The sequence below is a fragment of the Candidatus Ozemobacteraceae bacterium genome (assembly GCA_035373905.1).
Classification (GTDB): Bacteria; Muiribacteriota; Ozemobacteria; order Ozemobacterales; family Ozemobacteraceae; genus MWAR01.
The window spans coordinates 1-14,504 of sequence record DAOSOK010000066.1; the positions used below are offsets into that span (position 1 = coordinate 1).

Annotated in this window: 11 protein-coding genes; 4 read left to right on the forward strand and 7 right to left on the reverse strand. The window is 56.1% G+C overall.

Features of this window, described 5'->3' with window-relative positions; all coding sequences use genetic code 11:
• The first annotated feature begins 631 nt into the window (after window positions 1–631).
• Window positions 632–1,114, forward strand: coding sequence for a hypothetical protein (locus PLU72_19710; protein HOT30410.1), 483 nt, complete (start codon window positions 632–634; stop codon window positions 1,112–1,114).
• Window positions 1,115–1,288: 174 nt separating this feature from the next.
• Here PLU72_19710 and PLU72_19715 read toward each other — a convergent pair whose 3' ends face one another.
• From PLU72_19715 to PLU72_19740, 6 genes are all read right to left on the reverse strand, one after another.
• On the reverse strand, window positions 1,289–1,525 hold the full coding sequence (locus PLU72_19715) for a hypothetical protein (protein HOT30411.1): 237 nt from the start codon (window positions 1,523–1,525) through the stop codon (window positions 1,289–1,291).
• Between the two features lie 14 nt (window positions 1,526–1,539).
• Window positions 1,540–1,761: a hypothetical protein gene (locus tag PLU72_19720; GenBank protein HOT30412.1), complete on the reverse strand. Its 222-nt coding sequence runs from the start codon at window positions 1,759–1,761 to the stop codon at window positions 1,540–1,542.
• A 265-nt stretch (window positions 1,762–2,026) separates the two neighbouring features.
• Entirely contained in the window at window positions 2,027–3,217 is a 1,191-nt protein-coding gene (locus tag PLU72_19725) for an MFS transporter (protein HOT30413.1), read from the reverse strand.
• A gap of 39 nt (window positions 3,218–3,256) precedes the next feature.
• Entirely contained in the window at window positions 3,257–4,276 is a 1,020-nt protein-coding gene (locus PLU72_19730) for a hypothetical protein (GenBank protein ID HOT30414.1), read from the reverse strand.
• 41 nt (window positions 4,277–4,317) lie between these two features.
• Window positions 4,318–4,743, reverse strand: coding sequence for a hypothetical protein (locus PLU72_19735; protein ID HOT30415.1), 426 nt, complete (start codon window positions 4,741–4,743; stop codon window positions 4,318–4,320).
• A gap of 167 nt (window positions 4,744–4,910) precedes the next feature.
• Window positions 4,911–6,044 carry a glycosyltransferase gene (locus PLU72_19740; GenBank protein HOT30416.1) on the reverse strand — a complete coding sequence of 378 codons (1,134 nt, stop codon included), beginning with the start codon at window positions 6,042–6,044 and terminating at the stop codon, window positions 4,911–4,913.
• A 90-nt stretch (window positions 6,045–6,134) separates the two neighbouring features.
• Here PLU72_19740 and PLU72_19745 point away from each other — a divergent pair, with 90 nt between their 5' ends.
• Window positions 6,135–7,016, forward strand: a complete 882-nt coding sequence (locus tag PLU72_19745; protein HOT30417.1) for an inositol monophosphatase family protein — start codon at window positions 6,135–6,137, stop codon at window positions 7,014–7,016.
• 14 nt (window positions 7,017–7,030) lie between these two features.
• Here the strand turns inward: PLU72_19745 and PLU72_19750 are convergent, their stop codons facing one another.
• Window positions 7,031–9,268, reverse strand: a complete 2,238-nt coding sequence (locus PLU72_19750; GenBank protein ID HOT30418.1) for a hypothetical protein — start codon at window positions 9,266–9,268, stop codon at window positions 7,031–7,033.
• 479 nt (window positions 9,269–9,747) lie between these two features.
• Between PLU72_19750 and PLU72_19755 the strand changes: the two genes are divergently transcribed.
• Together PLU72_19755 and PLU72_19760 are read left to right on the forward strand one after the other, a co-directional pair.
• The gene (locus tag PLU72_19755) at window positions 9,748–12,222 is read left to right on the forward strand and encodes a hypothetical protein (protein HOT30419.1); all 2,475 of its coding nucleotides are present in this window, start codon (window positions 9,748–9,750) and stop codon (window positions 12,220–12,222) included.
• Between the two features lie 158 nt (window positions 12,223–12,380).
• Window positions 12,381–14,504, forward strand: a 2,124-nt coding sequence (locus tag PLU72_19760; protein ID HOT30420.1) for a hypothetical protein, incomplete at its 3' end; no start/stop codon positions are given.

Here is a 14,504-nt window from a genome sequence, read left to right on the forward strand (position 1 = left end):
TCAGAGACGATGGATCGTTGATTCTACCCTACCCACGCCGAATAGCGAAGAGCCCAAAAAGTATTACGGCAATCACTTGCATGCTTGATACCGTTTATCTAGAGCCTGTCGAAACACGAGTGTTCTCGCCATTCGACAGGCTCAGGGCGAACGGATGCATCATGTCGGCCCCGATGTAATATATATCACTCGTGATAATTGTCGCCTGAGAAATGAGACGAGCAGTAACGTATTGCATTCAATGGATTTCCATGTAGGATTGCGAATCATGTCCCTCAGGAAAAGATTCTTTTTCTTCGTCCTCGCTTCGATGTTTGTAGCAATTTCACCCATGGCGCGAGGGGGCGAACGCATTCCGATTGCCTTTCGAAGCAAGGCTCTCGATGGCTTGCCGCCGTGGAATGTCGACAATGAGTTGTTGATCGCCTCCCCGGCGCACGCGTTTCCTCTGGCCCCGACTGCACTATCGTGGGGAAAAATGGCGGTCGGTGATGCCTCGGACATCACGGAACGTCGCGGGGTTGCGCCGGAGACGGTTGCAGCGAAATGGGTGATTCCCGGGCGATTGGTGTGGGTGCGGTGGGAGACGTGCGCGGAAGGGACCGGGAGATTCATCGAGGAAGGACATTTGGTGCTTCTGGCCTCGGGGTCGGAATGGGTCGACGTGTTTCGGCACCAGTTCGAGGCGCTTGTCAGGTCGGATGACGGCGAGTTCGAGACGACGAGACTGACCGTTTCGAAACAGGGTGATCGGATCGTCATCCAAAAGGTGCATGACGAACAGCAGGTGTGCGAAAACACGCCACCCGTCTGGTCGCGCATCGAGCGGCAGGCATGGCGGGGAGAATCGAGACAGCTTGCGACAGTCAGGACCGTCGAAGAGCGGCGATACCGGATTGCTTCGGGAAGCCTGGAATATGTTGCCGGCCGTTCCTTCTTCGACGCGGGGAAACGGTCGTTCCGGCCTGGCGATCTTGCGGAGGCGTTCGGGGTCGATGTGTCGACGCTCGAGCGACGGAACCCGAGTTTGTCACGCAAACGACAATGGCGGGGCATCGTGGTAATCGACGATTCCCTGCCGGATTGCCGTTCGTCTGTTACCGACAAACAATGAATATCGCATCCGCAGATGGCGGGAGGATGGGGCGCAATCAGAGGGCCGGCATGGACGGTTGGCTGAATTCATGTATGAAAGACAATGGGAACGAGGAATAGCAGGTGCGCCGAAGGGGCGGGTTTCAAACCCGCCCCTTCGGAAGGATGATCTGATGCAGATATATCTATGCCGTTATCTTTTGGCGTGGTGGAGGTGTTCGGTTGCGCTCGAGGCCTTGATGTATGAGAGGGCGAGTTCGTGGAATACGTCGCCGGCGGTTTTGCCGGCCTTGGCGGCCTGGACCTTGATGTAGGAGACGACGAGGTTGCGGATGAGGTCGTCCGTGGTGCGGCCCTCTTTGGTCGCCTGGGCTTCGAGGGCGCGGTAGGTGGCTTCGGGAAGGGAAATGTCGACGTGAAGCTGCTTCATGGCCGCATCTCCCGCTATTTTCCGACCACGGTGCCGGACTCGATGATCTCGAGAATGTGTTCGTGAACCTCGTCGACGGGCGCCTTCCCCGCCTTGGCCGCCTGGAGCTTGAGATACGAGGTGATGAGATCGCGCATGAGGCCGTCCATCGTCTTGCCCTCGTGCGTGGCAAGGGTCTCGAGCGCCCTGAGGGTTTCTTTGGAAACGGAAACGGCATACTGCTCGTGCTTCGTCATATTGATCTCTCCCGTTCAAACTCTCATTTTTTCTGGACTGATGTTTTTTCTGTCCTTAGCCCGAATATACTCTCAGAAGACGACTCTGTCAAAACAAGACACGATCCGCAGATGGCACTGATGGCGCAGATGAAATCCTGAAATCTCACCACAGAACTCGCCATTGCGATGCAGGGGCGGTTCGCGAACCGCCCCTACGGATAGATGACGGTTGCTAATTCGCCGCTATTCAGGGGTTACGACGTTGGCTTGGTCATTCTGAAAATCAGGCTTTCCAGGAATCGCGCTTCCAGAGGGCGATCGAGACGCCGGCGAGCATAAAGAGGCCGGCGAGGGCCAGGAAGGTGTCGACGCCGAGCGCCGACAGCGCCAGATTCGAGAACAGCATCGCGGCGATTCCGCGAACGCCCATCAGAAACGTATATACTGACCCATATACGGCGAGCTCTGAAACAGGGGCGAACGCGATGATCAGCTGCATCCAGCTCAGGTCGAAGCCGACGTTGAGGATTCCGGTGAACGAATACGGCACAATGAGATAGGCGGCCGTGGGCGCCAGAAAGAACAGCCACGGGTTCAGCAGACCGCCGAACATCCCGAGAAACAGGCCGCGCTGCGAGCCGTGCTTCGCGATGAACCGGCCGATGACGACGTAGGCGAACATCTGGACGACGTTCGTCAGGCCGTTCAGATACCCGACCGTCGCGTTCGACACGTGCCAGCCGGTGACGAGCTTCGTCGGCAGCACGCCGAGCATCAGCAGGTTGCCGAAGCCGTACAGCATGATCGTCACGTTGAGCCAGAAAAAGCCTTCCGAGGCTTTCAGGGTCGCTCGAACGGACCCGACGCTGAACCCGCCCGTCGCGAACGTCGGCGAAGCGTCGCGCGGCAGCACGCGGTTGAAATTGATCGACGACAGCATGCCGCAGACGCCCGCGATGACGAACATCGCCGTTTTGTGCCCGGAATCGAGCATCCAGCCGCCAACGGCCGAGCCGACGATCGTCGTCATCGCGATGAAAAACCTGACGTACCCCATCGCGAGACTGCGCGAGCCGTCGGAATACAGCTCCTTCAGTACCCTCGTGTAGGCGCCCATGCCGAGCCCTTCGACGAACTGGCACAGCACGTAGAGCAGCAGAATCGCCGTCGTATTGTCGGTGAAGCCGACACCCGCGATGGCGAGCCTGGTGAACGCCGTCGGGACGGTGATGATGTCGAGCGCCCGCCAGCCCGTGAAATACCGCAGAAGCGGGAAGCCGAAAACGAGCGAAAAATACGGCGCCGACATCGCCAGCCCCATCTCGAGCGGCGTCGCCGAGAGACGCTTCATCAGGATCGGGATGAACGGCGTCATCATTCCGATGAAGATGCCGTAGAACGCCCCGGAAACGGCATCGATCTCGTATCGGTGCCGGTCCGCCTCTGAAATTCTCGCCGAAAAGGGAAAAATCATGCGCGGCTTATCGGGAACCGGGTGCCAGGGAAGATGCGCTCACCGTCCGACCGTGACCGCGTCCGTCGCGACAGGAAGCGGCGCGGCTTTCAATGTCTCCGAAGAGATGGCAGGGAACGATGCGACATCGGGCGAGAACCTCATTGCCAGGGAAGCGGGAACAGCGATATCCACCGATCCACTTCCAGAGATGATTTCGGAAGACGGATCCTGCGACGGCGCGACGATGTTCGTCGTGGAGCCGACACCGGCAGAGCCTGAAGCAATGTCGGAAGACCTCGACGCGATACCGAAAGTATTTGAGGCGATGTCCGGAGTGCCTGAAGCGATGTCGGGCGTTCCGGAACCCGTCGGCGCAACCGTTTCGATCCGGTCGGCCGTCAGATACCTGAGACGGGGTTCGGATGCCGATGTGGTCCATTTGCCGGTGATCTTCACGGTTTCATCGGGAATGCCCGGCTTTTTGACGGCCGAGAGCAGCTGAAAGTTGAGCGTGAGCGGAATCCGTTCCCCTGAAGGGGTTTTGAGAACCCAGCGCCGGAGGATCTTGCGGCGTGCGACGTGATGCTCCTCGATCGCGAGTCGGCCCGTGAGTTCGGCCATGGACTCCTTCCGTTCGCCTTCGGATGGGGTGGAAACGATCTCGGCATCGCTGATCAGCAGAGGTTCCAGCCCTTCCGCCTTGTCGAACGGCCAGGGCGGCCGTGTCGATGAAGCCTGGGTCGGAACGGGAGTTCCGGTGGCGGGTGGAAGGATCAGATCGCCGACGTCGGTATCGTCATCGGGCAGGTTGATGGATGGCCCGTTTCCGGGAGTCACGGGAATGAGATTCGAAAGGTCTTCGGCTGAAGGTCTGACGACGTCATCCGGGATATCCGAAGACGGCAGGAGCGCAGCAGGTTCCGTGCCGATGAACGCCGCTTCGTTGCCGTCGACGACGAGTTCTTCGGACGCCGCGGGGGTCTGTGCCGTCTGCGCTGCAACGGGAATCGCGCCCGGGCCGTGCAGGAAGGCCAGGACGAGGATCGACGCGACGGCGGTGGAACGGGTGCCCATCATGCTGCTCCAGGGGGGTGTGAGAAACCGCACTATACCACCTTTCACCGGCCTGTGCCAGATGCCTGCGGCTGCGTTCTCCACGACCAGCCGATCAGCAGAGCGCCGACGACGGTGAACGTCACGTAATCGAGCGGAAGTCCGACCAGCCACTTTTTGTGCCACGGGATGAAGGCCGGCGCGAACTTCGCCCACCCCCACCCCGGGTTGAACAGGAACCAGGAAAAATCCTCGATGATCCAGAAGATCATCAGACTGCCCAGAATGCGCGCCTCGAGTTTCGGCGACCAGGCCCCGGCAGCGAACACCGGCCAGTGGAACACGAGCGCCATGAACGAGAAGATCCAGGCGTGATAGCCCGTCATCGGCCGGCCGCCCCAGAAGATGTCGAGCAGCCAGTGACTCTCGATCCGCCAGGTCGGCAGCCCCGACGCCCAGCCGTTCGCCCCCTCGATCTGAATCTCCGCCATCCCGAAAAACACCGCCGTGACCGACACGAACAGAACGCCGATGAGCGGCTTCAACCGTTCAGAAAACTCTATATTATATTTCACGGTATGAATATATTGTGTGCCGTAGGGGCGGTTCGCGAACCGCCCCTACACGACCTTTGCGATGAACATATACCATCTTGTATTCAACCAAGGATGGCGGAGAGAAGGTTGCGGGCGGCGTGCGGCTTCGCGAGTTTCTTCGCGTTGTCGCGCATCGACGAGATGCGGCCCGGGTCTTTGAGGATCGAGCGCACCCGGTATTCGAGGGCGGCGGGGTCGCACGCCTTCATGGCGGCGCCGTTTTCGAGCAGGAAGTCGGCGTTCCGCTCTTCCTGGCCGGGAATCGGCGCCACGACGATCATCGGCAGGCCGACCGCAAGGCACTCCGAGGTCGTCAGGCCGCCGGGCTTTGTGATCGCAACGTCGGCGCAGGCCATGACCCGCTCGATCGTGCGGGTGAAGCCCATCGGGAACAGGCGGCCGGGGTGTTCCGCCGCAAGCTTGTTGAGAGAGCCGAGAAGTTGTTCGTTCTTCCCTGCAAGGGCGATGACCTGGAACTCGCCGGGAATCTTGAGGAGCCGCTCGGCGAGCGAGTCGATTCCCCCCACTCCGAATCCGCCCGACATCATGAGAAACGTCAGTTTCTTCGGATCGGCGCCGATCTCGGCGGCGCAGACAGCCCGGTCGCGCGTTTCGGAGAAGATCGGCATGATCGGAATCCCGGTTGCCCGCGTCGTGGCCGCCGGAATACCCCGGTCGGCGAGCTTGAACGCCACTTCGTCCGTGGCGGCGAAATACCCCGTCATGTGTTCGTGCAGCCACATGGTGTGAATGTCGAAATCCGTGACCTGGACGTACGTCGGCCTGTCCCACCCGCCGTTCTTGATCTCTCGTGACAGCAGTTCGGCCGGCAGAAAATGCGTGCAGACGACGATGTCGGGATGTATCTCGCGCAGCTTCGTCATGAAATTCTGGGTGTTGAGCCGCTGAAGCGCCCGCCGGACCTTGTTCATCGCCGAGTCGTGGTCCTGCTGGTCGGCCTTGCGATAGATATACCCCCAGAGCGAGGGATGCTTTTCGACGATCGTCAGATACGACTCGGCGTACATCTTCCGGAAGATGTCGTTGACGAGCGTCATCAGATCGACATGAACCGCCTTCACGCCCGGAAAAAACGTTTCGGCGGCCGTCTTGACGGCCTCCGCCGCGCGCATGTGGCCCGCGCCGGCAGAAACACTCAGAATCGCGATCGTTTTCCCCGTCGTCGTCTCGCTCATCCCTGTCTCCTTTCACCGTCGGTGATGGATGAAGCTTATCATGCTGGCGCCGCGATGAGAAGTTTCAGGAAACGGTTGACGAATTACCGAATGGCGCGTATTGAAATGGTGCTCGTTGCGCCGGTCGCGCACACATCCTTCCGCAGCTCAGGAATAGATATGAATATACAATACGACAACCGGTATCGCGCCCTTATGGCAGGGCGCGTCGCGCTTCGTGCGGGGGCTCTCCTGCGAACGAATTTTCTCGGCACGAGCACCATCGAATTCAAGGGCGCGACGGACCTCGTCACCGAGTCCGACTATGCTTCCGAACGCCTCATTCGCGAAGAACTGTCGCGGATGTTTCCAGACGAACCGTTCATGGGCGAGGAAGGCGGTGGCGCGCCGCACGATGCCGAACGGGTCTGGATCGCTGACCCGCTCGACGGAACGACGAATTTCGCGCACCGACTTCCCCACTTCGCCGTATCGATCGGATACTGCGAGCACGGAGAACCGGTCGCCGGGGCCGTCTATCAGCCCGTCACCGACGACCTCTTCTACGGCTGGAAAGGCGGCGGCGCCTGGCGGAACGGCAAGCGGATCCATGTCTCGACCCAGACCGAACTCGGCAGGGCACTTGCCGTGACGGGCTTCCCCTACGACCCCTCGGGCGCTCTCGACGCGATCGTCGCCCGCGTCAAATCCGTCATGCCGCGCACCCAGGGCCTGCGCCGCCTCGGTTCGGCATCGATGGATCTGTGCTACACCGCGGCCGGCCTGTTTGATTTCTTCTGGGAAACCACCCTCAAGCCGTGGGACGTCGCCGCCGGGTTTCTCCTCGTCCGCGAAGCCGGCGGAACGATCACGAACTTTTCCGGCGGTCCCGCCCCCCTCAACGGCGGAGAAATGCTCGCCTCAAACGGAAACCTGCATGACCAGGCCCTCAGAATCATTACATACGAATCAATTTGCGTTCGCTCCGGATGATGACACGCGGAACGTCAAAGCAGAGGGGGGGCTAGGGAGCCGTTTTCCGCAATACCTTCACGATCGTTGTTTTCCGAGGTATTCAGCGGCCGAATACGTCCCGTAAAACGGCGAAACATGATCGGCTGTTTCCTCCAGGGAGCCGGTAGCGAAATACGCCATCGTTCTTTGTTGTCCGTTTCAATGACCATGAACATCCCCGGATCATCGACTTCGACAATGTTCCCTTCGATGTCTTGAGAGGCGGAACTCAATGATGGAGTCGGAGAAACCGGATCGGCGGAAGGACGGAAGAAAACATATAATATACTGGCAAGAATACATACGAAAAGCGCGATTGTTCCCACCAGTGTGTTCGAAACCCTGGAAGGATGATTCGTTCGGGCTTGTTCCTCGTGCTGCTGCGACATCCTTCGCTGGACTGAACAACTTGCTCTTGATGCCGGTGGATGTAACATGATTTGAAGATCTTTTTCTGATGCGAGCCCGAATTCACGGCATATCGTGAGCGTCTCTTGGATGGCATTCGAAGCTTTGTTCTGTAATTCAGGATAGCCTGAATGTTGAAGCTGGGATAACAAGGGAAGATTTTGGACATCCGGGTTCGACAAAAAAAGCGCCAAGGCGCCGTCCCAGAACTCTGAAGAGTTGTGTTTCAGACATGCTTCTGTGAGACACCCTCGAACCTTTGTGAAATCGAGCCAGGGGAGACAGCAGAGAATACCCATGGCAACATGCTGTCGAGTATCGAGTAATAGCGAAGAAACGAAGGAATGGGCGGCGAACGGTTCGGCACTTTTCAGCGCCTTCATGCACGCTTGCTTTACTTCCATCGATTTGCTTCCCCAGAATTTCCCGAGACGCTCAAGGAGCCATTCTTCATCAATGCTCCCGAGACATGACACGGCTGCGGCAACGACCTGGTCATCCGGTCTGTCGAGGCAGTTTCGAATTTGCGGGATGGCCTGTCTCAAGCCACGTCTTCCGATGATGCGAATTGCCTGGATCAAGGAGCGGCTTTCAGAGCGGCGATCTCCTACCGTGTGCAATACCATCGCATCGGTGGCATCGTTCTCCGAAACATCCATGTCCGCGGGAAGAGCCTCTTCAGTCATTGGTGGTTTCGAACAGGATCGTTCTGATGGTTTTTGAAATTGCGCATCCGAAGATGGACTGACTTCTGAACGTTCACCGGTGTCTTTTCGCTCGTCGAATCCCGATCGCTGAGGGTGGTTCAAAACACCGTCGGATGGTGTGTCGGTCGATGCGATCGCTCCGCGCTCCATGGCAAAAGAGGTGCGACATCGATCTTCCCAGGCTTTCAGCTTTTCCAGATACAAATTTGTTTGCCCTTCCAACTGGCCCGAACCAGATAGATGCTCAATCACTTCCTGCCGGAAACGAAGAAGGATTTGACCTTTATTCGGGTCAGCACGAACGATAAGGTTAGTCAGAGCAATGGGGGTTTGGAGAGTCGGATTCATCACCAAGATGAGCCCTGCCTGTTCGATGAGGTCAGGGCGAACTTCCTGAGCCAGAAAATCGAAGATCAGATCTCTCACCAATTCGAACGGCATCAGCATGGAAGTCTGAAGTGCCAGACTGCGTGTATGCATACCGCGTGAGAGGAGCATCTGATGGAGGTGGTGGCAGGCTTCGTCCGGGTTGGTTGCAACGAGCCCTGTTACGGCCAGAAGGCGGAGCCCGACGTCCTGCGAATCAAGAAACATGATGAGGTCGGGGGCAAGCCGCTTGTCATCAATGCGGATGAGAATTCTGAGAGCGAGGGACCGAACGAGGCAGGATGAATTTTTCAGAAACTGCCGCAGATCATCGAAATCCGATTCGGTCCAAAAATTCTGGAACACACGGAGGATCGTTGAGCAAAGGAGGGGCGGCGGATGTGAGGAGAGCATCTTTCTTGCGTTGTCCAGCCAGCCGGATTTTTCCTCCTCAGCCATGGTTGACAGGCGGCGTATCAAATCGGACGGCTGTTCATTTGCGATGGATTCGGCAGAGACGGGTGACTGGATCGGTTGTCCCCCAGCGTGAAGATCGAGGGCATGTCGAAGCAACATGCGACATTCTTCATCAGGATCCTCGGCAAGGCATTTCTTGAGCGTTGCCTCCCATTCTGAAGGAAAACCTTGCTGAAGCAGCTTCTCGATTGCCATCAGGCGAATGCTTCGAAACGGAGCATGAAGTTCGTTCAGCACATGAGAGTTGTGTAAAATCGATTTTTCGAAAGTCATATTGGCATGCAGACCTGTAGAATGGCTCAGACCGCCCTGCTTTACTCAACGCCGCTTCGCCGGTCCGAAAACGTCGGCGACCATGGAACCGTGTTCGCGATTCGTGAAGACATAAACTATACTCGCTGTCGCATGAGGAGCGCAACTCAGACCGGTATCAGCCAGGAACTCTCACGATGAGCACCGAAGCTGGTTCCCGGGTGGCCATGGTCTGAATCTTTGTCGGGGCCGGCGCCTCCGAACGGCAACGTTCATCAGGAAAGGCTCCGTTTGCTGAGTGCGAACTGCTGCGGTTTTGCAGATGTCTTTCTCTCGCAAACGTCATTCATGGTAGAATATCAACGAGTCTGTCAGAAATCTCGTGGAAATTCCGAATGGCATAGTATATATGACAGTATATATGCGTGCCGTGTCATCCGCCATCATTTCTTCCCGAAGGAGTGGCCATGCATTATATATCTCCGAGGAAAGCCGTTTCCATGGTTCTCGTCTTTCTTCTCATCCTCGAGCCGGCGATGATCCAAGCAATCGATCTGAGCCCGTTAGGAATTCAAACGATACGAGAGCAGAATGTACGGATCGGCGTTCAAACTCCGGAGTCCGAACTGCTTCTGCCGCACGAACAGCTCGAGCTGATCATCAAACAATTCGGAAGAACCCAACAGGAACTCGAGGATCAGGCTCTTGCCGAGGCCATGTTCATCCTGCTGCATACCTATGATCTGTTCACCCAGGAAGCGGCCGAGACATTTTCTTTTTTGGGGGCCATCCAGGATTTCCGCAGTCAATGGGGAAATATGCGCGGAACAAGCGATCTCCCCGGTGCTTCGAGGGCTGTCGGAGCTCTCGGTAGTCTTCTCGATGATTTTGTCGTCCATATCACGTCATTCTTCGTGGCGGAATCCGGAAAACCGCATGCGCGGACGTTCATTCAAAACTGTTGGAATGCATTGGCGGCTTCATCGAAACGATTCGACCAGCTATGGAAAACTGGCAAAGCTCCTGTGAATCAGGTGATCCAGGTGCTCGACAACTTTTCCGGCACACCTGACAGTTGGGATACAACCAAAGGATGGGTACGGTGGCTGAAAAAGGTCGGTCAGGGTCAGTCGGCCCAGACTGCCGCTGAGAACATCGCGAATACGGCCATGTCGATCGGAGTTGCCTTTTACCTGATCGGAATCTTCACTTCGGTTACGACCCTGTTAACAAGTGAAGATACTCGCGGCGGGGCTCGTCTGTTTTCTTACGAAAATGTGAAAACCACCGTCGATTTGTATTTTTCCTACGTTGCGCTCGTTTTCATGCTCGTCCCGTCAAACCCTATCTCCATGATCGCGGGCTTCGTGATGTTGGCTGAAGCGCTGATCGTCCGCCCTACGCTCGATTATATCGGAGATCGCCGCCAGGCGTGGGTGAAGGCATATAAAAGTTCACATTTGTTTCTCTATAATAAAGATGACGTTTATCGGAAATTTTTTGAAGGAAAGGACTCGCTCAAGCCCGAGGAACGTTCGTTGGCCTGGGTGAAGGCGGACAAACTCTATCCGCCGATCCTCAACTCTCAGCCGGCTTCAGCAGGGGAAGTCAAGAAGCGGTTGATCGATGTCTATACCGCCGCCCGTCATCAGGGAATACTGATGGCATACTACCAAAGCCCGCGCCGTGACACGTCGCAGTTTCCATCCTATTCCCTCATTCAACTCAAGCAAATGTGGAAGCAGAAAGCGGATTACATGAGCTGGAAACCCGACAAAGAGAATCTAAAACAGAATATCGAAACCGATCCGAATTACAAGAAGATGGTCGATGCGGTGAACAAACCATCGAGAAGCAATCCGGTCACGTCAAACAAGCGCTTTCTCGCCACAGCAAAACAGGCAAAAGAGTTATGTTTCTTCAATCCTGACTTTGCGCTGATCTGGCGACTCAGGCAATACGGCGGCGCGAAAGTCAACGCCATTGTCAGTCAAGACCCCTTTTTCGGCCTGGTCTATCTGCGCATGCAACAGGCTCCGTTTCACTATTTGCCTTTGCTGGAAAACCAGGATTGGACCTCGTCCGTGTTACGTGCCGGCTTGTCGGCGGATATGTTCCTCTCCGGCGTGAAAACATTAGCCAGCCTGTACTCGATGTTGAAGATGCTCAGTCCGGCGAATGAAGAGATGGCACAAAAATCGGTGAAAGAATTCGATCACGTCTGGCGCGCCATCTTTGAGGGGCGAAAATTGAGCCGGCTCGTCGGGCGTCTCATCGCCTATGCCGACGACCCGTCGAAATTGCCGAAAGATCTCGAATCCGAACTCCGTGAGGCGGATGTTCTCGATGATGCGACCCTGACGGCTCTTCGTTCCTGCAAGTCATCGAGCGAATTTGCCGGCAAAATCGGACCTCGTTTGCGCTATCTCAGCTGGCGTTGGCCCGGGCTGTTGGGGTATGCCGCAGTCGCAGCTGTGACGCTTGGATATACGTACAAGAAGGCTATCGACCGGCACGCGATCCTGAAAGCCTATCTTGACGTGCGTGCTGAAGCACTAAATACTCCTCAGACCATTCCCCTGCAATCTCTGAGACGCTTCCTGATCGAGGGGAAATGCCTTGAAAGCGAGAATCAGTTTCAGGATTGGTTGGCTGGCATTCACCCCCCGGCAGCCGATTATCAGCATTATCTGAATCTCTGCCGGCAGGAAATCGGCACAGGCCTTATGCTCAATCAGCTTTTTCAGGGCGATACGGACGCTGCATCGTATATTCGCAAGACACTGTCAGAGGCGAATGCTGCTCTCGGCGAATGGAAAAAACTGGCGGACAAGCTTGATGGCATCGGGATAAAAGTCAAATGGCCGTCCAGCCATAAAATGTATGGGCCGTATGAGTTTCCGGCTAACATCAGTTTGAGTGTTCCGATCAAGGATGTGACGACGCGAGTACGAGCAGCTTCTTCAAATCATTGATCTCTCGTATGAAACCGGTGTCGCCCGAAACACCGCACTCGTTACTTGCATCCTTTGCGCATGCCAGGAACCGGGGTGTCGTCAGCGTCGTTCTTCTCGGTTTCATCAGTGTTCTTTTGATATTTTTCGTATTCGTTGCACGATGGAAGTCGTCTCACGTGCGCATCCTGACTCTTGTCGACCAGGGGCAGATCGGTCGCCTGTTTCTTGAATCCTATCTCGGCGATGTCGTTCAGCAACTCAAGCGGAATGTCAATACTCCGAAAACCCCGGCGTATGAGCTGTTTCGATCGGATGCGATCTTTTCAGCGAACAGCGTGGCCGTCGGAACCGATCTGTACAGACCTTCGCAGCTGCTCGAGGATTATCGAAACAGATATGGAATAGAGTATGTCGGACAACCGAAACTGGTATTTCACGAGACAACAGTCCTTGCGGACCCGGCATGCTTTGAAATAACTGCCCAACAAAGGGAAATACGCGGTTGTCATGCCCTCGAAGCGAAGATACGGTTTCGTGACCGGGTGTACATGACACGGCTTACGACCGAATGGAAACGCTTGCGCTACCTTCTCCCGGTCCTCAAGGATTTTCTCCTTTTCGCCTCGCACCTGAATCTGGAACAGCCAGAACCCTTCGGTACTCGCGACGGCATCAACGTCCTGTATACGAAGAACAGCGATCATCCCGCGGAGAGTGGGCCAGCCGTATCTGAAGCGGGACAAGGCGGACAACCGCTCATTCTCGTGCCGACCTTCGGCGCCGAAGGAAATCCGGACAAGAACGGACGAGTCTATTTCGGAAACAATACTTCCAAAATATATCTCAATCTTGCCGGTGAGCGGCATTATCGCGGTTTTAACGATGATACCGGCCAGGAAGACGGCTCCATGTGCGATCTCTGGCATGTTCCCCCCATGGGCTTTTCAGCCAACCATGAACATATCGACTTCAGCGCATTTCCTTTCGACACTCGGGAAAACGGTGAGGCTGTGACCTTCCGTTCGCTGAATCTTCGCCACCCGTCCCTGAACTACATAACCCGCGTTGCCATCGTCGGGTTTTCTGAGGAAAATCTTCCCGGTACGGATTGCCACTTCAGGAATGCAGAGTATTCGCTGTCTTCCTTTCTGAAGGAAGACCCGGCCTATAAGGCGCTGCAGGCGAATCAGACAAGCCTCGCCATGGCATCGCCTTTCAAATTATACGGAATTAATCCGGAAACACAGGGTGAGATGACGGGGTTCATCCCGACTCGGCAGATTTTTGGAAATGTTTTCGCACGTTTTTTCAGAATCGGCGTATGGGAATCCCCACTGGGCCCATACGCGTTCCCCTATGTCGCCGAAGCCGTTCGGTCGTCAGGCTACAGGCCGCCGCCGGCAGAAATGATGGGGGAAAGCTGGAAATGGGAACCCCATCAGAGCGACCTTGCCTACGCGGATTACATGTCTGTCGTCGTGTCGGGAAGCCAGCCTGAATCTGGTGGGAATTTTGACATGCCGATCAACATGGAACAGGGAAAACCCAAATTACTGCGTCACACGGATTTTTCACCAGCCGATGGGACAAAGATGCGCGAACCCTTCGACATGTTCGGCCCGCAATTTCTCGACAATGCGTTGAGCGGCAATATCGAAGATTCAACCATTTCATCGCGTATTTGCCGGGTATTTCCGAATCAACAGGCGTTTCTTGCATATGCAGGACTATTTGAAACCCCGCCGCGCTTCCAGCTCGACGGGGTCTTTCTCGTCAAAGGTCCCCTTGAATTGCCCGACGTGTCCCTCACCAGGATTCGCGGCGGAATTATTCTGGTCGATGGCCCGGTGACTCTCGGAAATATGGCGCGAGGTGCGCAAATCGGAGCGGACAAAGAAGGCGGGCTCCCTTTGTGGAAGATGCAACAGGATCTTACACAACGTGAAATGGTAACCATCGTTGCCTTGAACGGAAACCCCATCACGTTGAACGGAAGTCTGTACTGTGGCGTACATCTGGTAAGTCTTGCGCAACCTTCCGGCGGCGGTGATTCGGTTCCCATCAACTTCAATAACTTGAAAAACGGCATCTTGCTCGGTGGGATTGCCGCCCATCATTTCAATGTCAAGAAGATGACTCGAAGGTTGAAAACACCTTTGTTTCTGTTGTTCCCCCCCACCCTGTCCGCGCCGAAACATGAATTTGCCGTCTATTGCGGCGAACAACCGGAATCGTATGAACACTATCTCACTTTGATTCTCAAGCCGCATGACGCACTTGCGGTACCGTTTCTGGAGACA

Excerpts from the sequence above, each read along its gene's own strand:
- PLU72_19715 (HOT30411.1), bottom strand. The coding sequence starts at position 1,525 with ATGAAGCAGCTTCACGTCGACATTTCCCTTCCCGAAGCCACCTACCGC.
- PLU72_19720 (HOT30412.1), bottom strand. The coding sequence starts at position 1,761 with ATGACGAAGCACGAGCAGTATGCCGTTTCCGTTTCCAAAGAAACCCTC.
- PLU72_19725 (HOT30413.1), bottom strand. The coding sequence starts at position 3,217 with ATGATTTTTCCCTTTTCGGCGAGAATTTCAGAGGCGGACCGGCACCGA.
- PLU72_19730 (HOT30414.1), bottom strand. The coding sequence starts at position 4,276 with ATGATGGGCACCCGTTCCACCGCCGTCGCGTCGATCCTCGTCCTGGCC.
- PLU72_19735 (HOT30415.1), bottom strand. The coding sequence starts at position 4,743 with ATGGCGGAGATTCAGATCGAGGGGGCGAACGGCTGGGCGTCGGGGCTG.
- PLU72_19740 (HOT30416.1), bottom strand. The coding sequence starts at position 6,044 with ATGAGCGAGACGACGACGGGGAAAACGATCGCGATTCTGAGTGTTTCT.
- PLU72_19745 (HOT30417.1), top strand. The coding sequence starts at position 6,135 with ATGGCGCGTATTGAAATGGTGCTCGTTGCGCCGGTCGCGCACACATCC.
- PLU72_19750 (HOT30418.1), bottom strand. The coding sequence starts at position 9,268 with ATGACTTTCGAAAAATCGATTTTACACAACTCTCATGTGCTGAACGAA.
- PLU72_19755 (HOT30419.1), top strand. The coding sequence starts at position 9,748 with ATGGTTCTCGTCTTTCTTCTCATCCTCGAGCCGGCGATGATCCAAGCA.